Source organism: Marinifilum fragile (genome assembly GCF_963677365.1).
GTDB lineage: Bacteria > Bacteroidota > Bacteroidia > Bacteroidales > Marinifilaceae > Marinifilum > Marinifilum fragile.
Genome location: NZ_OY781962.1, coordinates 1,585,433 through 1,601,454 on the forward strand (window position 1 = coordinate 1,585,433; position 16,022 = coordinate 1,601,454).

A 16,022-nucleotide genomic window follows, 5' to 3' on the forward strand; every position below is an offset into this window, starting at 1 on the left:
TAGTCGTTAGTGATTCATAACTAGCTTGTGGTAACTTATGCTTTCCCATTTAAAACATTCGCTACGTCCTGCGCGTGGTAAGTAATAATAATATCTGCACCAGCTCTTTTGATTGACATCATGATTTCCATCATTACACGTTTTCCATCAATCCAATCGTTAGCTTCTGCTGCTTTTACCATCGAAAACTCTCCACTTACATTGTAAGCTGCAACTGGCACATTAAATTCATGCTTTGTACGATAAATCACGTCCAAATAACTTAAGGCTGGTTTTACCATTACAATATCGGCTCCCTCTGCAATGTCCATTTCAACTTCGCGGATTGCTTCATCACTGTTTCTAGGGTCCATTTGGTAAGTTGAACGATCACCAAATTGAGGAGCACTTTCCGCAGCATCTCTAAATGGTCCGTAAAATCCTGAAGCATATTTTGCAGAGTAAGCCATAATTGGAATTTTCTCGAAGCAATTTTCATCCAAAGCTTTTCTCATGTATCCAATGCGACCATCCATCATATCACTTGGCGCTACCATATCAACACCAGCTTCGGCCAATGAAACAGCTTGAGCTGCTAGAGTAACTAAAGTCTGATCATTGTCTACATCACCATCTACAATGGTTCCACAATGACCATGTGTTGTATATTCACAATTACAGATATCAGCAATGATGTACATTTCAGGATATTTTGCTTTGATTGCTCGGGTGGCTTGCTGCACAATACCATGATCGTGAGTTGCTACTGTTCCATCCGCATCTTTCGTTTCCGGAATACCGAACAACAATACAGATTTAACACCTGATTCCAATAATTCTCCACATTTTTCAACCAATAAATCCACTGATAACTGGTCGTTACCTGGCATACTTTTTATCGGATTCTTAACCTTCTCTCCCGGACAAACAAAAAGAGGCATGATTAAATCATCAACAGAAAGCGAAGTTTCTGCAACCATATCACGAACAACTTTGCTGTAACGCAATCTTCTCATTCGTGTATCAGGAAAAAGTGGACGTAAACTCATAGTGTATGTATTTTGTAATTTTTATTTATTGAAATTATTTTTTGTTTAACTGTAAGACTCCTAAAGATAAAAATTTATTCCTTTTGTCTTACAGGTATCTTTCATTTGTTGTGCCAATTTTGTCGACTCCTCAACAGAATCTTCCACAGCAACTTCTATTTGCTCAACAATAAATTGATTGGTCTTTAAATCGCCAACAACAGCAATCATGGTCAAGTTTTCATCGCTTACCACAGCATGTGCTGCCAATGGAAACTTGCAACCTCCTTCAATTTCTGCCATAAAAGCACGTTCAGCCAGAACTGCATGCATGGTAGGTTCATGATTTACCTTCTTCACTAAAGCAATGGTTTCCTCATCATTGTCTCTACATTCAATGGTAATTGCACCTTGGCCAATTGCTGGAATGCACTGATCAACATCTAAAAGTAATTTCTCCTGGAATTCTTTACCCATTCGATTCATACCTGCAGCAGCAAGAATAATGGCGTCATACTCACCATCTATTAACTTTTGCATTCGGGTATCGATATTCCCCCTAATCTCTTTAAAGTTGGTATCAGGTCTTAAATCTGCCAACTGAACTCTTCTTCGGGGACTTCCCGTTCCCAAAACAAATCCTTCTGGCATCTGGTCAATTGTGCTTCCATCTCTACTTAGGAATACATCTCGAACATCTTCACGTTCAGGAAAAGCCACCAATTTTAATCCATCAGGATGAAAGCTTGGAACATCTTTCAAACTATGCACGGCAATATCAGCCTCACCTTCAAGAAGTGCATGTTCCAATTCTTTTACAAACAGACCTGTACTTCCAAATTCTGTTAATGATCGATTCAAAACTCTATCGCCTTGTGTGCTAAACTTAATCACTTCAAATTCAACATCAGGATTGGCTTTCTGCAACAATTCAACAGTTTGCATTGTTTGAGTATAAGCAAGCAAACTTGGGCGAGTTGCAACTCTTATTTTCTTCTTAGCTGACATTTAGGATTGTATTTCTTAGGTTATTTGGAAATAAAAAAGCCATATAAAACTTGTTTATACAGCTTTTTATCGAAAGCTCATAAAAGCTTTACGAATCCATATCTTTAAAAATCATATTTAGTGTTTCCATTGGACTCGATTGCTTTTTGTGATGATCTTTCAAGTGATTGATACATGCTCTGGCAATCTTATTCACAATGTTATTGGTAATGTGTTCTACCTTTTTCAACTCATCTTCAGACAGTTTGTTTTTATGGTAATCGAGTTCCTTTCTTTGTACATTTTGCAGATTTTCCTTCAAAGCTACAATTACTGGAGAAAGGTACTTTACCTCTAACCAACCATAAAATTCGCCTATTGAAGCTTGAATGATTTTCTCTGCATCAGGAATGCATGCTTTACGCTGATCAATGGCTTCTGAAATATGTTTTGATAACTCATCAACAGTTATAACCAAAACATTTTCCAAATTATCAATTGCTGTATCAACATTACGTGGCACTGAAAGATCCAGAACCAACTTACATGATTCTATCCCTTTAAAATGATCAAGTGTTAAAGTTGGCTTTGTAGCACCAGTTGCAACAATTATGACTTCTGCTTTTTCAACTTCCTGAGTTAATTTTTCGATTGGTTGATGCTGAATATCATATCTATTAGCTAATGCCTCTGCTTTTTCAATGGTTCTGTTTACCAAAGTTAGTGAACGATTGTTCATATGCTTCAACAGGTTCCCACAAGTATCTTTTCCAATATCACCAGTTCCGTAAAGAAGGAAATTACAAGTTTCAAGTGTCGAAACTTTATCTTTAATATACTGAACTGCTGCATGAGAAACAGAAGCTGCACCTTTGCTAATATCTGTTTCGTTCTTAATTTTCTTGCTTGCCTGAAATACGAATGAAAACAATCGATTCATAAATGAATTCACCATTCCCATTTGTTCTGACTGCTGATAGGCATTTTTAACCTGTCCAACAATCTGAAAATCGCCTATAATTTGCGAATCTAAACCCGCTGTTACCTTATATAAATGACGAATACATTCATTTCCATATAGAGTGTATCCGTTGTAATTTAAATCATTTCTATTCCCTTTGCAGTATTTTAAAAACAGATCTGTGATGATTTGGACCTCTGAAGAGTGCGCATAAATTTCGGTACGATTACAAGTAGATATGATTACCATACCTTCAATTTGTTGCTCTTTCGCCTCTTTCAACAAGTTTTCCTGATCTTCTGAAGATAAAGAAAACATCCCCCTAACATCCAGAGCCGTTTTTCTATAGCTAATTCCTAGAACAAATAATTTTTGTAGATTTTCTCGAATTTGTAATGACATAAAAACGGAATTTGTTTGCTAATTTGTTACAACCCCTTCAAAGCAGAAGTAACAAGCCGATTCAAATATAAAGGTAATTATTCAAAAAACCTCCTAATTTCAGTAAGTACATAGAATAGATATTGACCACTTTAATTATTATGAAAACAATAAAACCTCTAAAAGGATTTTAATATCTTTAATACTAAAATAATTCAAGTTTCTTTCATAATCTTACCATTGCCAATATATTTAATCATTCAAAATAAATTTAATTAAAAGCAACGATATTTTTAGATCATTTTACATGAATAAAACGTTCCAAAAATACAGATAAAGCAATTAGGATACGGATGATTGACTTTGCTTCTGACTGAAAATTTCATGAAAAATGGAAAACATATTAAAGAGTCCACTCCTACCATTTGAAAAATTAAAATTATTATAGAAAAGAGATATTTATTGTTTCCATTCATCCAAACTCGGAGTAACACTGTAGATTGCATACCTGACAGATTAATAAAATTCTAGAATTATTAATTGAGATAAACTTAACCAGTTAGAGTATTCATTTAAATACCAAGAGCCAATCAATAGCTTAAAAGTTTAATTGAATTTTACTTTCAAACTAAAAAAAGATAAGATTATCCTATTTTTTATGACTATAATCAATTTATTATTAGGCACTTTATTATTTTAACTAATTTTAAGGCAATTAGTCACAAAAGTAATGGTATATCTGCTACTAAAACAACCAACAAAAGATATTAACTCCTGGAGAGAATCCTTCGATCGTTTTTTGGAGTATCGGAAAATCGGTGGAGAATTGTCTTGCAAGATTTATCAAACGTCACGAAAGAAAAATGAATTAATAGTTCTATCGGAGTGGAGAAGCATGAATGACGTGACTGAATTTCTCGAATCTCAATCCTTTGAAATGATCAAAGAGCTTGAAGTAAATGAACCACTTACCATAAAGCTACTTAACAAACAAGCTTTATCTAAATACATCAAACAATTACATTAAATCTTCTACCTTAACAATCCTATCTGAGTTAATTGCCAGAATAAGTTTTTCGATAATATTCATAATCATTTCTGGGAACTCATCTTCATACAACTTTTCATCCACCTCTTGCAAAGCATTCTGTAATTTGAACCGATTCAAATCTGATTGATTCAAATTGTTAAGATACTCCAGAATCTGTAATTCATTAAGCGAAATCTCGTCAGCATAATCCAATGGTAATATTTCTAAATCTTCATTGGGAAATATTTTATCGCTTTCCTCTACAACAGAATTTATGAAGGTATTTAAAACATCAATTGCATCTGTGAGATTTACTTGGTAACATGACAATTCTTTCAAATCATTTAAGGCCTCAATAGTTATTGAGTTCATCAAAAGTAAATACTCTTCAAGTTTCTCAAGAAGTTCAGTAGTTACCCCTGGTTGAATTTTATAGAATTCTATAATTTCTTGTAAGATTTGATTTCTTTTCTCGCTTATTGTTTCCAAAATATGATACTTAAATTCCTTCGCTTGTTAATTGTAAATGTGTAGTTTCAAAAAACTGAGGTCCTAATTTCTTCAGCACTTCAGACACAAATTGAGAATTTCCATCTATTCCCAAAATTGCATATCCCTTATTACCTCTTTGTCCCAATTTTAAATCTTTCACATTTATATTTCGAGATGCTAATGCCGATAATAAAATTAATAAAATACCAGAAGAGTTATTGTGAATCGATAAGATCATCTGTTTACTGATAGCAATTGGTAAATTAACTCCATCCACTTCAAGCAGGTAATTCTTCTCTATTTGAAGTTCCGGAATATCAAACTTATCGCATACATGAATTTCAAAAAAGTCATCACCTCCTGTTCCTTTCACAAATTCTACTGCTTCATTAATTGATTTTTCCTTTCCTGATAAAGTTAGAAATGCAGTCGCAGTTCCATCATTATTCGAATTTAGATAAGCAGTTTCAACATTGATTTCTTCAGAAGCCAAAGCATTAAAAATCATCGAAAGAACACCAGGCTTATCCTTATGATGAGAAAATAATCCGTTTATTTTCTGCTTTCCATTTTCTGGTCTGGAATTGCTAATTGTAATCGATTTTTCACCTTTTCTTATGCGAATAGCATCAAACTCTCCCAAAGAGGTGGCATTCTTATGATGTTCGAGAAAAGTTCGGTATTCTCCACCAAAAGAGAATTTAGGAATTCGTCTTTGTTTACGATCTTCAAATCTTAAATTTAGCATCTCAATTCCCAGGTTCATCACCTTGTATTTTTCCTCTTTAAAGCCTGAGTTTCGCAATGGTCTTTTCTCGGGTATGGATTTGGAAAAACTCACGTAATGTTTGTACCCTGCCTTGTATGCATATTCAATTCCAGTTTGATAATGATTACCCAAATTTTGTGTAGTATGAGTATCAGTACCCAATGCAATTGGAATATCCAATTGTTTAGCCCTTTTTAGAACGGACATATCAGGATAAATTCCACAACCTTTATTGATACCAGCCAGATTCACATCAAGAGCCAAATTGTATTCACTAATCATCTCCAAAAGGAAACGCATTCTTCTTGCGAGAATATGATCGGAAGTTTCCAACTCCAATAATGGTTCTGGAATAGGCGCATACAGCTTAGGCAAATCAAGATGACCTACGATTTGAATCATCTCCCAACTTGTATCTATCATCTCAATCAACTCCTCAATATATCCCAACCAATAATTCTCAACTCCGCCTCTTATCTCTATGAGCTTATCTGTCTCTTCCTGTGATCCGTCATAAGGTATCCCTTCTTTGGAAAAGTGTAATGAGCCAATTACAAAATCAGCATTCTGTGCTTGAAAAATTTTGGATCGATTCCACTGCATCCCTAAATTTGGTCCCAACCATTCCAATTCGATCCCATACCGAATTGAAATTTGATTGCCATATTTTGCTTTAAGCGCGTCTATTTTCTCAGGATAATGAAAATAAGCATTATCTCCTCGTATAAATTTTACGCCCAAACGCTCCTCTGCGGCATATCGAAATCGTGTTAACCTTGGGGTATGAATAATAAATGAAATGTTGGGGTGAGCCTTCTCAATTGCCATTTCGGTAATTTTCTCCAACTCGTCCACACCATGTTTCACATGATCGTTTCCCGTACCTGCATGAATCCCATGAGTTTCCCAAATAAAATATTTGGGAGGTATTATTTTATTTTCTGACATTAAAAATTGGTTAGTAGTTATTCGTTGAGTAAAATTAATTATTTGAACAGAAAATTAAATCAATACCACTAAGGAATACAAAAAAAAACACCTTTCCCAATAAAGAAAGGTGACGAAACTGAAGTATCCACTACAATAACTTCGGTCAACCAAATATGATTTTATAAACATGCATGCAATAATATTCCCCTAATTTTTCATTTTCTCACAATCACATCACCCTTTTAAGCATATGAATATCATCACTATAATAACCTTTACCATATGATTTTCTGCCAAATGAAAATTTGGTATACTTAAAATCATTTAACAGCAGTTTTGCATTATTTACAGTGCCTTTTTCTACCAGCTTATCTATAAATTCTACCTGATCTTTTCTACTGTATCTATGTCTTAAAACAAATAGGTTAATATCCGCATATTTACCAGAAAGTAATCCATCGGTTACGGCCGATACCGGCGCATTATCCAAGACAATGTAATTGTAACGACTTTTAAGTGTTTCTATAAATTTACTAAACCTACCATTAGTCATAAGTTCGGCTGGATTAATTGGCAATGGACCAGCAGGAATAAAACTTAGATTATCAATTTGAGTTGGGTATATAATATCTTTAAAGTTCTCCATATCTTCTAGATAACTACTCATTCCAGATGAACCACAAACACCAAAAATTTTGCTCAATTTAGGTTTACGCATATCCGTTTCAACAAGTATTACATTGCGGTGATTCATAGCCAGGATTGCTGCAAGATTTACACTAACAAACGACTTACCTTCTCCTGAGATTACAGATTGAACTGAGATTATCTTTTGTGTATGATCAGCTAATAAATTTTCCATATCAGTTCTCAGACTTCTAAATGATTCTGTTATTTCGGCAAGAGGTCGTTTTGCAACCAAAACTTCTTTTTTGTGCTTATTGTGGGTTATAAAGCCTAAAACTGGCAGTTTTGTTACTTTTTCAAGTTCGTAAATACTACTTATAGTATTATTAAAAAAATAGGAAGTTTTGAAAAATAAGAATGGTAATGATACACCAAGAACCAAGCCGATCAGCATATTTAAAAGTATGTTTGGCCCTACTTTTTTTACTGATAATAAAGAAGCCTGATCTATAATTTGAGAATTAGAAACGTTAGATGCAATAGTTAACTCCGCTTCTGCTCTTGCTTTAAGTAAAAAATTATATAAATCGTTATTTAAATCATACCTTCTTTTAATATTTATAAACTTTTTTTCGATTTTGGGTAAACCCGCAATTAGTTTTTTCTGATCACTTAAGCGCTTTTCAATACTTTTTAAATCTCTCTCAGAGTTAATCAGTAGATTTGCCAGGTTTTCTTTCAAACTTTGCTTCGTATGCCTAATTTCCTTTTCCAAAACCAGCATATTTGGTTCGTTTTCTTTTGCACTATAAGATAACACTTCTCTTTTGCTAGTTAAATCTGCTAATTTCAAGACAAGATTATTTAAAATCGGATCGGTTATATCAACTACCGAGGGCACTATCATTGTTTTAATTCCATTGTCACCTTCAAATTCATTTTGCAAGTTGCGTTCCACTTTCTCAAAATGAGAACTATTATTTAAATATTTATTTAAGCTTTTATAATAATTTAATTTCCTCTCTGCAATTGAATATTCATTCTCAAGCTTCTTCAAGTCGGAACTAATTAATTTAGACTCCTGTTCCAAATTCAGGCTCTTATTTTGCGATTGAAAATCACTAAACTGATGTCCGGTTTGGTTTAATGAATCAGTTACATCTTGTAATTGTGTATCAATAAACCTTATTGTGTTGCTTGAGATTCTATTTTTTTCAGTCAATTCATATTCGATATATACTTTACTTAATTCATTTACAAAATCAACGACTCTTGCAGGATGGACTCCCCTCATTTTTATTGCAATAAGATTACCTGATAAATCTTGTAGTGATACATCCAGAGAAGATAACAGCTTCAAGCTAATGCTTTCTAAGTCATTAAAAACAAGACAATACTCCACCCCTTTGGGTACAATCAAATTTGGCTTAAGGTCAAGAGTAAACGCAAAATATTCATTTTCGAATGGTTCTCCGAACCTACCTTTTTGCAGAATAGCATCTTTTGTTTCACTCTCATCTATCCTAACGAGAAATTCTTCTTCGGAAAGCATTGTAATACAAATAGGAATACCTTTGGGATTAAGTGAGTTTAATCTTTCAGTTACTGTAAATGGCTCGTTACCATAAAGGTCAACTTCATAAAACAACATTTTTTGAGACCAGGAACTTCTCCAATTTAAATTTTGTATTACCCTATTAGTTAACAATTTTGATTTCAAGACTCCAATATGATCCTGAATATTATTGAGAGTGAAGTTTCTTTCACTATTAAAAAAATCTTTTCCATGCAGGTTATTTGATTCATTTTGTACCAATATGGTGCTCTGGGCTTCAAACTTAGATGGCGAATAATAACTATAAGTATAAGCTATAACCACACCTAGAATAACAAAGATTGCAAACCAATACCACTTTGACAAAAGTTCATTTCGAAATGCCATTATTCGATTCTTTTCCTCAAATACCATTTTTTCTATAAAATTATCTGAGTCCGACATGATTTTTATTATTAGTTAATACTCTATTTATAACAGGAGGTATATCAATCTAACTATTTAATTTACGGAGTTTTATTCAAAAAATCTCTATTTTATTTACTGAGCACTCTTTTGGTTGTAATATTCTTTATTGCCATATACAGATATCTTAAGTCGGTAGATAAAGGTTTCTTTAGATATTCTTTAATGTACCTCTTTTCGGATTGTTGGATCTCATCAATTGTTTCTGGCATATCTGCATAAAAAGGAGGAATAATTCCTGGGCGGACTAATTTTCTAAGGTTCCTAAGTTCCTCATCGTATAAAGATAAATACTGCTTGCTAATAGGCCGAACTCCTACTAATTTCATTTCACCTTTTAAAAGGTTTATGAAGTTAGGAATTTCATCAATCCAGAATTTTCGAAGAATTTTACCAAGAGGAGTAACTCGGATATCATTACAAATCTTCCCTCCCTTGGCCAAGCTATTCTTTTTGATAAAATAATCCTGTAAATATTCTGAAAATGGTACCATTGTTCTTAGTTTGTATACAAATATTTCTTTTCCACCTTTTCCTATGCGCCTCATTTTAAACAACAGACCATAGGACGAATATTTATCGAAAACAGGCATCTTACGTTTTTTTGCAAGTAAGTAGGTATAATCACCGCATTTATATTCTGATTCCAGTTCATATCCACTGGCAAATAAGCGTCCAATTATCTCTAACCTACGCAACGACCTGTTTTTTCCTTTTGTTAGAAAGAAATATAGTTTGCGAGTAATGGATAATTTTGGAAAAACCCTTCTATAAATAAAATAGATAGTATATCTAATCAGATTAACAGGAAATGGAGATGAGTTTAATATCTTTTCTTCTACTTTCTCTTGATCCTTAAAACGGCAAATAAAGATACCTCCATCTTCTAGCTTAGAATTTATAGATCCAAAAAACTCATTGATACTTATCATGTTATTAATTGGCTCTATGCTAGCCAATAATTTATAATTTTTCCCAGTTAACTTACTTATATCTTCAAAATTCCTCGAACTTATTATAATGTGCCTTGAGTTATAGCGATTAAAATATTTACTAATAAAATTGAATCCATTGTCTCCAATTTCCTTAGCAAGATCACTATAGTTATTACGATAGATTGTGAACTTGCGAGATGTTCTATTCGATTGTAAATATCTTTCAGTCTTAATAAACTTATCTACTATATTATACTCTTCATTCATAACAATCGGGATTTAGAGTCAATTAGAAATTGAAACTTACGGTAAAGTCACTATTCCAGTATTAAACAAACAGTATTCAATTAGTGCAATATGTTTGCTATTGTAAAAGGACATCTTAGATTTTTCGAAAACGAATCAACCCTTTCTTTAAAGGATTTTTAAGAGTTTGAAAAATGAGTTCCTTGCACCAAGCATAGTTTAAGTCATTCCATCTTTGGGGGTGGAAAGTCATCATGATTTGATTTGGCAATTCGTTATTATCGAGCGCTTTAATGATACTAAAAGAGGATTTATAAACCATTCCATTCGCATTCCATATTTTCTGATATTTTTTTATTTTATCTCTAACACTTACATTGAATCCATTCCAACACCTACCGGTATCCGTTAGATAAAATACTCTACTAAAGTCAATATCAAAATATGGTTCTCCTATAATTCCAAAAGCAGAATAATTAAATTTTTTCCACAAGTCTTTACTGTCGTATATTGAGGTTGGACTTCCATGCATACATATTGTTTCTACAGGAACAACACCTCTTAACCTGTTCAACTGTTTTTTAAAATCTAATAATGCAAGATCCAGAATATCGCTCGAATTATTTTTATGATTATGCGATAGAGCAAGTTTAGCAGCAACGGCCAGATTCTCATAATGATAACCTATTTCGTGTCCTAGATTCGAAATTTCCTTTATTATTCCTTCATCCCAACTCTCCCTAACCGATCTAAAATAATAGCTCCCTTTTATTCCCAGATTAGATTGAATACGAGCAAATCTCAATGAATTTTCAGGCAATTTATCTACATCATTCCGCAGAATTACTACTTTTTGTTGAGGACTTTTTAAATAATCAGAGAATGATTGAAACTGATAACCTTTTTCCTCAAATTTCGCAAGTAGTTTCAGGTATGTATCTATAGTAAAGTCGAATTGCAAAGCAAATAATCATTTACAATTAAAAAGCTCTAATCTTAAGAACAAAATGATAGTTATTAATCCTAAATACAATCATGTTTTTTTTAGTAGAAGCTTTCGCCTTAAAAAAAATGCTACTTTAACAAAGTAAAAAAGCAGAGGTTGATGTATTTTTTGATATCTACCTGGATTGTACAACTTTCCTCCAAATCGTAATTTATTGGTCCTAACTCCATAATCTGCATTTGGACTTCCTGCCCCTGCAAAATCATAAACTGTATAACCATTTTCTTTTCCCCATAAAAACAATTCCCAGTTTAAGAGATCATTTGCATTTTTAGAATAATATTCCTCCAGACCTCCTGCATAAGTAATATATAACACTTTCTTATAAGCTAAGACATAGCGAAAAGCAATGGTTTTGTCTTCCCAATTGGCCGTAAAAACAAGAAAGCGGGGATCATTCTGAAAATGAGCTTTACAATTTTTAAAGAAATCCATATTCGGACAAGGTAATTTTATCCGATTATATACTTGCAATAATATCTCATAAGTGTTTCCCAGATTACTTTCCGATGTTTCCATTTTAACAGCCACCCCTTCGCGTATTGCTTTTCGAATGCTATGTCTTTTACTATTCTTTATATTTGACCAAATTTCTTCCTCGTCCTGATTCAAATCCAGCAAAATATTGAGATGGTCCAGATACTTGTAATTACATTTAAGAAAAACTGATTTATTGGGTGAAGTATCAACCCAATTCCGAATTTGAGTATAGAGTACCTTATCTTTAATTAAGTCGTTATATTCATCCAAGATTAATTTCAAGACCTCCTTATCATTTTCGTCTATAAGTGGACCTCCTCTTATAACAGCACGTCTCGAAAATATGCCCAAATTTCTTTTGGTTTCTTGCTGAATAACCGCCAGTTGTATTCCCTTTATTAACTCATCATCCATTACCACTATTAGAATTGGCACAAAACCTTCAGTTTCTTCAAACACAGCGTACATTTGCGGCGTTTGAAAAACATTTCCCTGAGGATGATTACGAACAAATTCACTCCAGAATTTATGGTTTACCAAGCTTGCATCATTAATTACTTTAAACTTGGGACTACTTGTAAGGCTTTTATGTATCGTGGTATTAATTGCCATTTATATAAACCTATTAAATACATTTTTATACTCTCGAGCTATTTGCGACCACAAGTATTTTTTATTTAAGCAGTCATATGCATTCATCGCATATTCCTTCATTTTATCAGGATTTTTTGAAGCAAATTCAATTTTTTCAGAAAGATCTTTTGCATCTTTTACCTTAAAGAAAAGAACCTCTTTATCATTGAAAACATCTCTGTTTTCAGGAATATCAGAACAAATAATGGGGACCTTTAAAACTGCAACTTCCAATAACATCATCGACATAGATTCATTTTCGGAAGGAAAGACAAAAAATTTACTACCTGCAATTAATTCAAAGAGCCTTTTTTTATCTTTAATTAATCCAGTAAATTTTATCCCTCCAATTTTTTCCTGCCATTGCAACAACTCTTTCTTATAATCCAGATTCTGCTTTAAATCTCCCATTATAATGGCCTTTTCTTTTACTTTAAGTAAAAAAAGTGCTTCAAGAAATGTGTGGCAGCCTTTATCAGGTAGCATTCGTCCAGCAGCAAAGGATATATAATTTTCTTTTTTCGATTCTATTTTTATATCAGCATCAACTCCATTTGGGATATACATTATTTTTTCCTCGGATATGAGTTCTTTCACCAAACGTTTATCTTTTAAAGAAACTGTAGTAATAAAATTGGCGTGTTTCAAAAAATATCGGTCCTCAAATTCAAAAAAGAACTTATAACGTATCCATTTAGAGGTAAGAACCATTCCGTGAGTTGTAACAACGATTGGATATCGTAATTTTAGTAATGGAATTACAAAAGTGGCATCCCGATGATGCAAATGAATCAAATCAAATTTCTTAAATAGTAATGCATTCAATGCTGATCGGAGATAATATATAACTGCATTTATTTTCTTAAAGGGTAATTTCTTAAATACAATTTGAAAACAACTTTTCCAGTATCCGGATTTTAAATTGGTATGTGAACTAACGGAGTAAATTGTAAAATCAAACTCATCCGAAAGATGATTGATTATATTTTCTCCAACGGCAGCAGCTCCTCCGTATGCCGGAAGACCTTTTAAGCCAATCACCCCGATTTTAGGTTTGGTCACTTCTTTCATAGGCAATAATCAAATCATGTAACCAGCTTAGCTGTTTTTTTATAAAAATCTATTGTTTGTGCAGCAACAACTGTAGGATGAAACTTTTTAATTGCCTCTTCTTTGGCTTTTTGAGAAAAATCAGAATACGATACATCTCCATTACAAAAGCATATTAAATACTTTTCGAGTTGCTCCACATCATTTGGTTGAAATATAAACCCAGATTTATCACTTATCATTTCTGCAATTCCACCAACATTTGTTGCAATAACGGGCCTACCTGCCGCCATGGCTTCCGCAATACTTACTGGTAAAGATTCCTGAAGGGAAGGCAAAACCATAAGGTCAGCTGTTTTGTACAATTCAAGTATTTCATTCTGACTTTTCCAACCTAAGAAATCAACATTCATTAATAGATTGTTCTCCTCAACAAACTGCATTATAATATTTTTATAATCCTCGTTTACAAAATCACCAACTACATCGAGATGAACTCCAGCAATTTCATTTTTCACTTTAGCAAGTGCTTTCAACAAACAGATGAGATTTTTACGATAATTGATAACTCCAACGTACATGATTCTTTTTCCAAAATCTTTACGAGGTTCCAAGTCAAAAAAAATTGGATTAACAGGATTGTAAATTAATTTACCAGTATAATTATTCTTTTTTAAACCAAGCAAAAACTTCTGGTTATAGTTTGAGATGAATATATAATTCATAAATCTTGGAAAATAATAGTGTTCGATCACTTTTTTGATCCAAAACTTAATCTTTCTAGCAATTGTATTCTGATAATTTAATTCCTCAGCCATAATACCATGCTGAGTAATAATCACATTCTTTTTGTTTAATCCTCTCAAGCAAAATAGTATTGGCGAACTTCCATGTAGATGTATAATATCAGGATTATAATTTTGGATTACTTCACGAACACTTTTTTGCACATGAAACAAATAATAGTACAAATCTCCTCGAATAAACTGCTTTTTGGGTATGTATTCAATGGTAATATGATCTTCTAGTTTTACACTTTTTCTACTTTCTGTTTTTCCCACTGATAGAATTAAAAAATTGACCTCAGGAAATTGTTTAAATCCTCTTATTAAATTAATAATCACAGCATCAACACCTCCTTTAACGGAATCCAAATCAAGAGGTAAAGAACTTATTATTAACACTTTCATAGGATGATTATTTTACCATTGGTTTTTCACTCTTCAGAAAATTATCATTTTCGAAAAGTAGTTTGTTTTGTATTTCTGATCGAGCAGTATCAAAGCAAGAATAATAAAGTACAAGCCTTTTAGATACTCATATCTTAAAAATACGTTTGAATAAATAATGGTATCCATAAAAAAGACAATTGTAAGTGCTAAAAAAGCCAGATAAATTGGATTACTTCTGTATTTGTTTAAAACCATAGTGAACAATCGTATATAAAAAAGCAGATAAACGATGGTACCCAATAATCCTATTTGCAGCAGCAACCACACAAAACCCATTCTTCCTCCATATCTAACACCATACTCATTCTTTATGGATCCAATACGCATGTTATATTTTGATTCAATTAATTTACCTGCACCATCACCCAATAACATTTGTTGTGGTTGAGATTCTAAAGTGTAATTGATAAAATAAACCAATCCATCTTTTCTTCTCATTTGGTATTTGTCATTTGATTTGGAGCTGGTATAATTATCCACGTAAGTGATAATATAATTTAGATCGAAACTTCCCCAGTTACTATGCTCTGGATTTAGAGTTTTATTGGTTCTGGCAGTAATATAAAAAACTGCTACTCCAATTGTACAAGCTAAACTAATCTTACTCCATAAATTCGAAATCTGTCTGGCCTTTTCAAGCTTCACAAACAAAATAGTGATTAGTAACAAGATTATAGGAACAAAAAAGAGAATAGCTCTTTTGTTTCCTACAATTCCCATAAGACTAAAAAGGAAGATGTAAATCAGGTATTTGCTCTTATTTTTAAATAAATACAGGCTGAATAATATCGTGATAACAAACAAAGGAAATATAGTTGAAACACTGCCTGCGTTAATTGATAAAGTACCTATTCCACCATGTTCCGTTTGTCCAATTAATACATATTTTATAAGTATTGCTGGTATTTGAATTAAGACAAGTATTTTAATAAAGGTAATTACCTTTTTTATGATGAGAAAATTGGTCTCGTTATATAATATGAGAAAATAGAAATAAGATAAACTTGTATAAACTAGAAAATACAACAATGAAAAGTAATCAATACCGTTAATTAAAGAACTGATTAGCGATATTCCCATAAATCCAACATACCACCATACGAAAGGATATTTCAGTTCATTTCCTTTAGTAATAAAACTGTATACCAATAATAATACCACAAGAAATGGAATTCCCAATTTGTATATTCCAGAATCCAACCCTAAGAGTTGTACTATACCAGTACCAAATATTAA

At 32.6% G+C, this 16,022-nt stretch carries 13 protein-coding genes; 1 reads left to right on the forward strand and 12 read right to left on the reverse strand.

The features are described 5' to 3' along the window. Window positions 1–35 precede the first annotated feature (35 nt). From hemB to hemA, 3 genes are all read right to left on the reverse strand, one after another. A complete protein-coding gene (gene hemB, locus ACKPCA_RS06200; protein WP_321281942.1) occupies window positions 36–1,028 on the reverse strand; it encodes a porphobilinogen synthase in 993 nt (330 codons plus the stop codon). Between the two features lie 60 nt (window positions 1,029–1,088). After that, window positions 1,089–2,015: a hydroxymethylbilane synthase gene (gene hemC / locus ACKPCA_RS06205; protein WP_321281944.1), complete on the reverse strand. Its 927-nt coding sequence runs from the start codon at window positions 2,013–2,015 to the stop codon at window positions 1,089–1,091. Window positions 2,016–2,103: 88 nt separating this feature from the next. Then, window positions 2,104–3,357: a glutamyl-tRNA reductase gene (hemA, locus tag ACKPCA_RS06210; RefSeq protein WP_321281945.1), complete on the reverse strand. Its 1,254-nt coding sequence runs from the start codon at window positions 3,355–3,357 to the stop codon at window positions 2,104–2,106. A gap of 709 nt (window positions 3,358–4,066) precedes the next feature. Here hemA and ACKPCA_RS06215 point away from each other — a divergent pair. Then, window positions 4,067–4,363 carry a hypothetical protein gene (locus tag ACKPCA_RS06215; protein WP_054722051.1) on the forward strand — a complete coding sequence of 99 codons (297 nt, stop codon included), beginning with the start codon at window positions 4,067–4,069 and terminating at the stop codon, window positions 4,361–4,363. Here ACKPCA_RS06215 and ACKPCA_RS06220 read toward each other — a convergent pair. From ACKPCA_RS06220 to ACKPCA_RS06260, 9 genes are all read right to left on the reverse strand, one after another. After that, complete coding sequence (locus ACKPCA_RS06220; protein WP_321281946.1) at window positions 4,355–4,855, reverse strand: hypothetical protein; 501 nt, start codon at window positions 4,853–4,855, stop codon at window positions 4,355–4,357. The two genes, ACKPCA_RS06215 and ACKPCA_RS06220, sit on opposite strands and share 9 nt — an antisense overlap. Before the next feature lie 10 nt (window positions 4,856–4,865). Next, window positions 4,866–6,575, reverse strand: a complete 1,710-nt coding sequence (locus ACKPCA_RS06225; RefSeq protein ID WP_321281948.1) for a histidinol-phosphatase HisJ family protein — start codon at window positions 6,573–6,575, stop codon at window positions 4,866–4,868. A 211-nt stretch (window positions 6,576–6,786) separates the two neighbouring features. Next, window positions 6,787–9,183 carry a GumC family protein gene (locus tag ACKPCA_RS06230; RefSeq protein ID WP_321281949.1) on the reverse strand — a complete coding sequence of 799 codons (2,397 nt, stop codon included), beginning with the start codon at window positions 9,181–9,183 and terminating at the stop codon, window positions 6,787–6,789. Between the two features lie 92 nt (window positions 9,184–9,275). Next, the gene (locus ACKPCA_RS06235; RefSeq protein ID WP_321281950.1) at window positions 9,276–10,406 is read right to left on the reverse strand and encodes a sugar transferase; all 1,131 of its coding nucleotides are present in this window, start codon (window positions 10,404–10,406) and stop codon (window positions 9,276–9,278) included. A 115-nt stretch (window positions 10,407–10,521) separates the two neighbouring features. Then, entirely contained in the window at window positions 10,522–11,346 is an 825-nt protein-coding gene (locus tag ACKPCA_RS06240; RefSeq protein WP_321281952.1) for a hypothetical protein, read from the reverse strand. Between the two features lie 72 nt (window positions 11,347–11,418). Beyond that, entirely contained in the window at window positions 11,419–12,483 is a 1,065-nt protein-coding gene (locus tag ACKPCA_RS06245; RefSeq protein ID WP_321281954.1) for a lipid II:glycine glycyltransferase FemX, read from the reverse strand. Next, entirely contained in the window at window positions 12,484–13,575 is a 1,092-nt protein-coding gene (locus tag ACKPCA_RS06250) for a glycosyltransferase family 4 protein (protein ID WP_054722028.1), read from the reverse strand. Between the two features lie 14 nt (window positions 13,576–13,589). Next, window positions 13,590–14,744, reverse strand: coding sequence for a glycosyltransferase family 4 protein (locus ACKPCA_RS06255; protein WP_321281956.1), 1,155 nt, complete (start codon window positions 14,742–14,744; stop codon window positions 13,590–13,592). Between the two features lie 33 nt (window positions 14,745–14,777). Beyond that, a complete protein-coding gene (locus ACKPCA_RS06260; RefSeq protein WP_321281958.1) occupies window positions 14,778–15,986 on the reverse strand; it encodes a hypothetical protein in 1,209 nt (402 codons plus the stop codon). Between the last annotated feature and the right edge of the window lie 36 nt (window positions 15,987–16,022).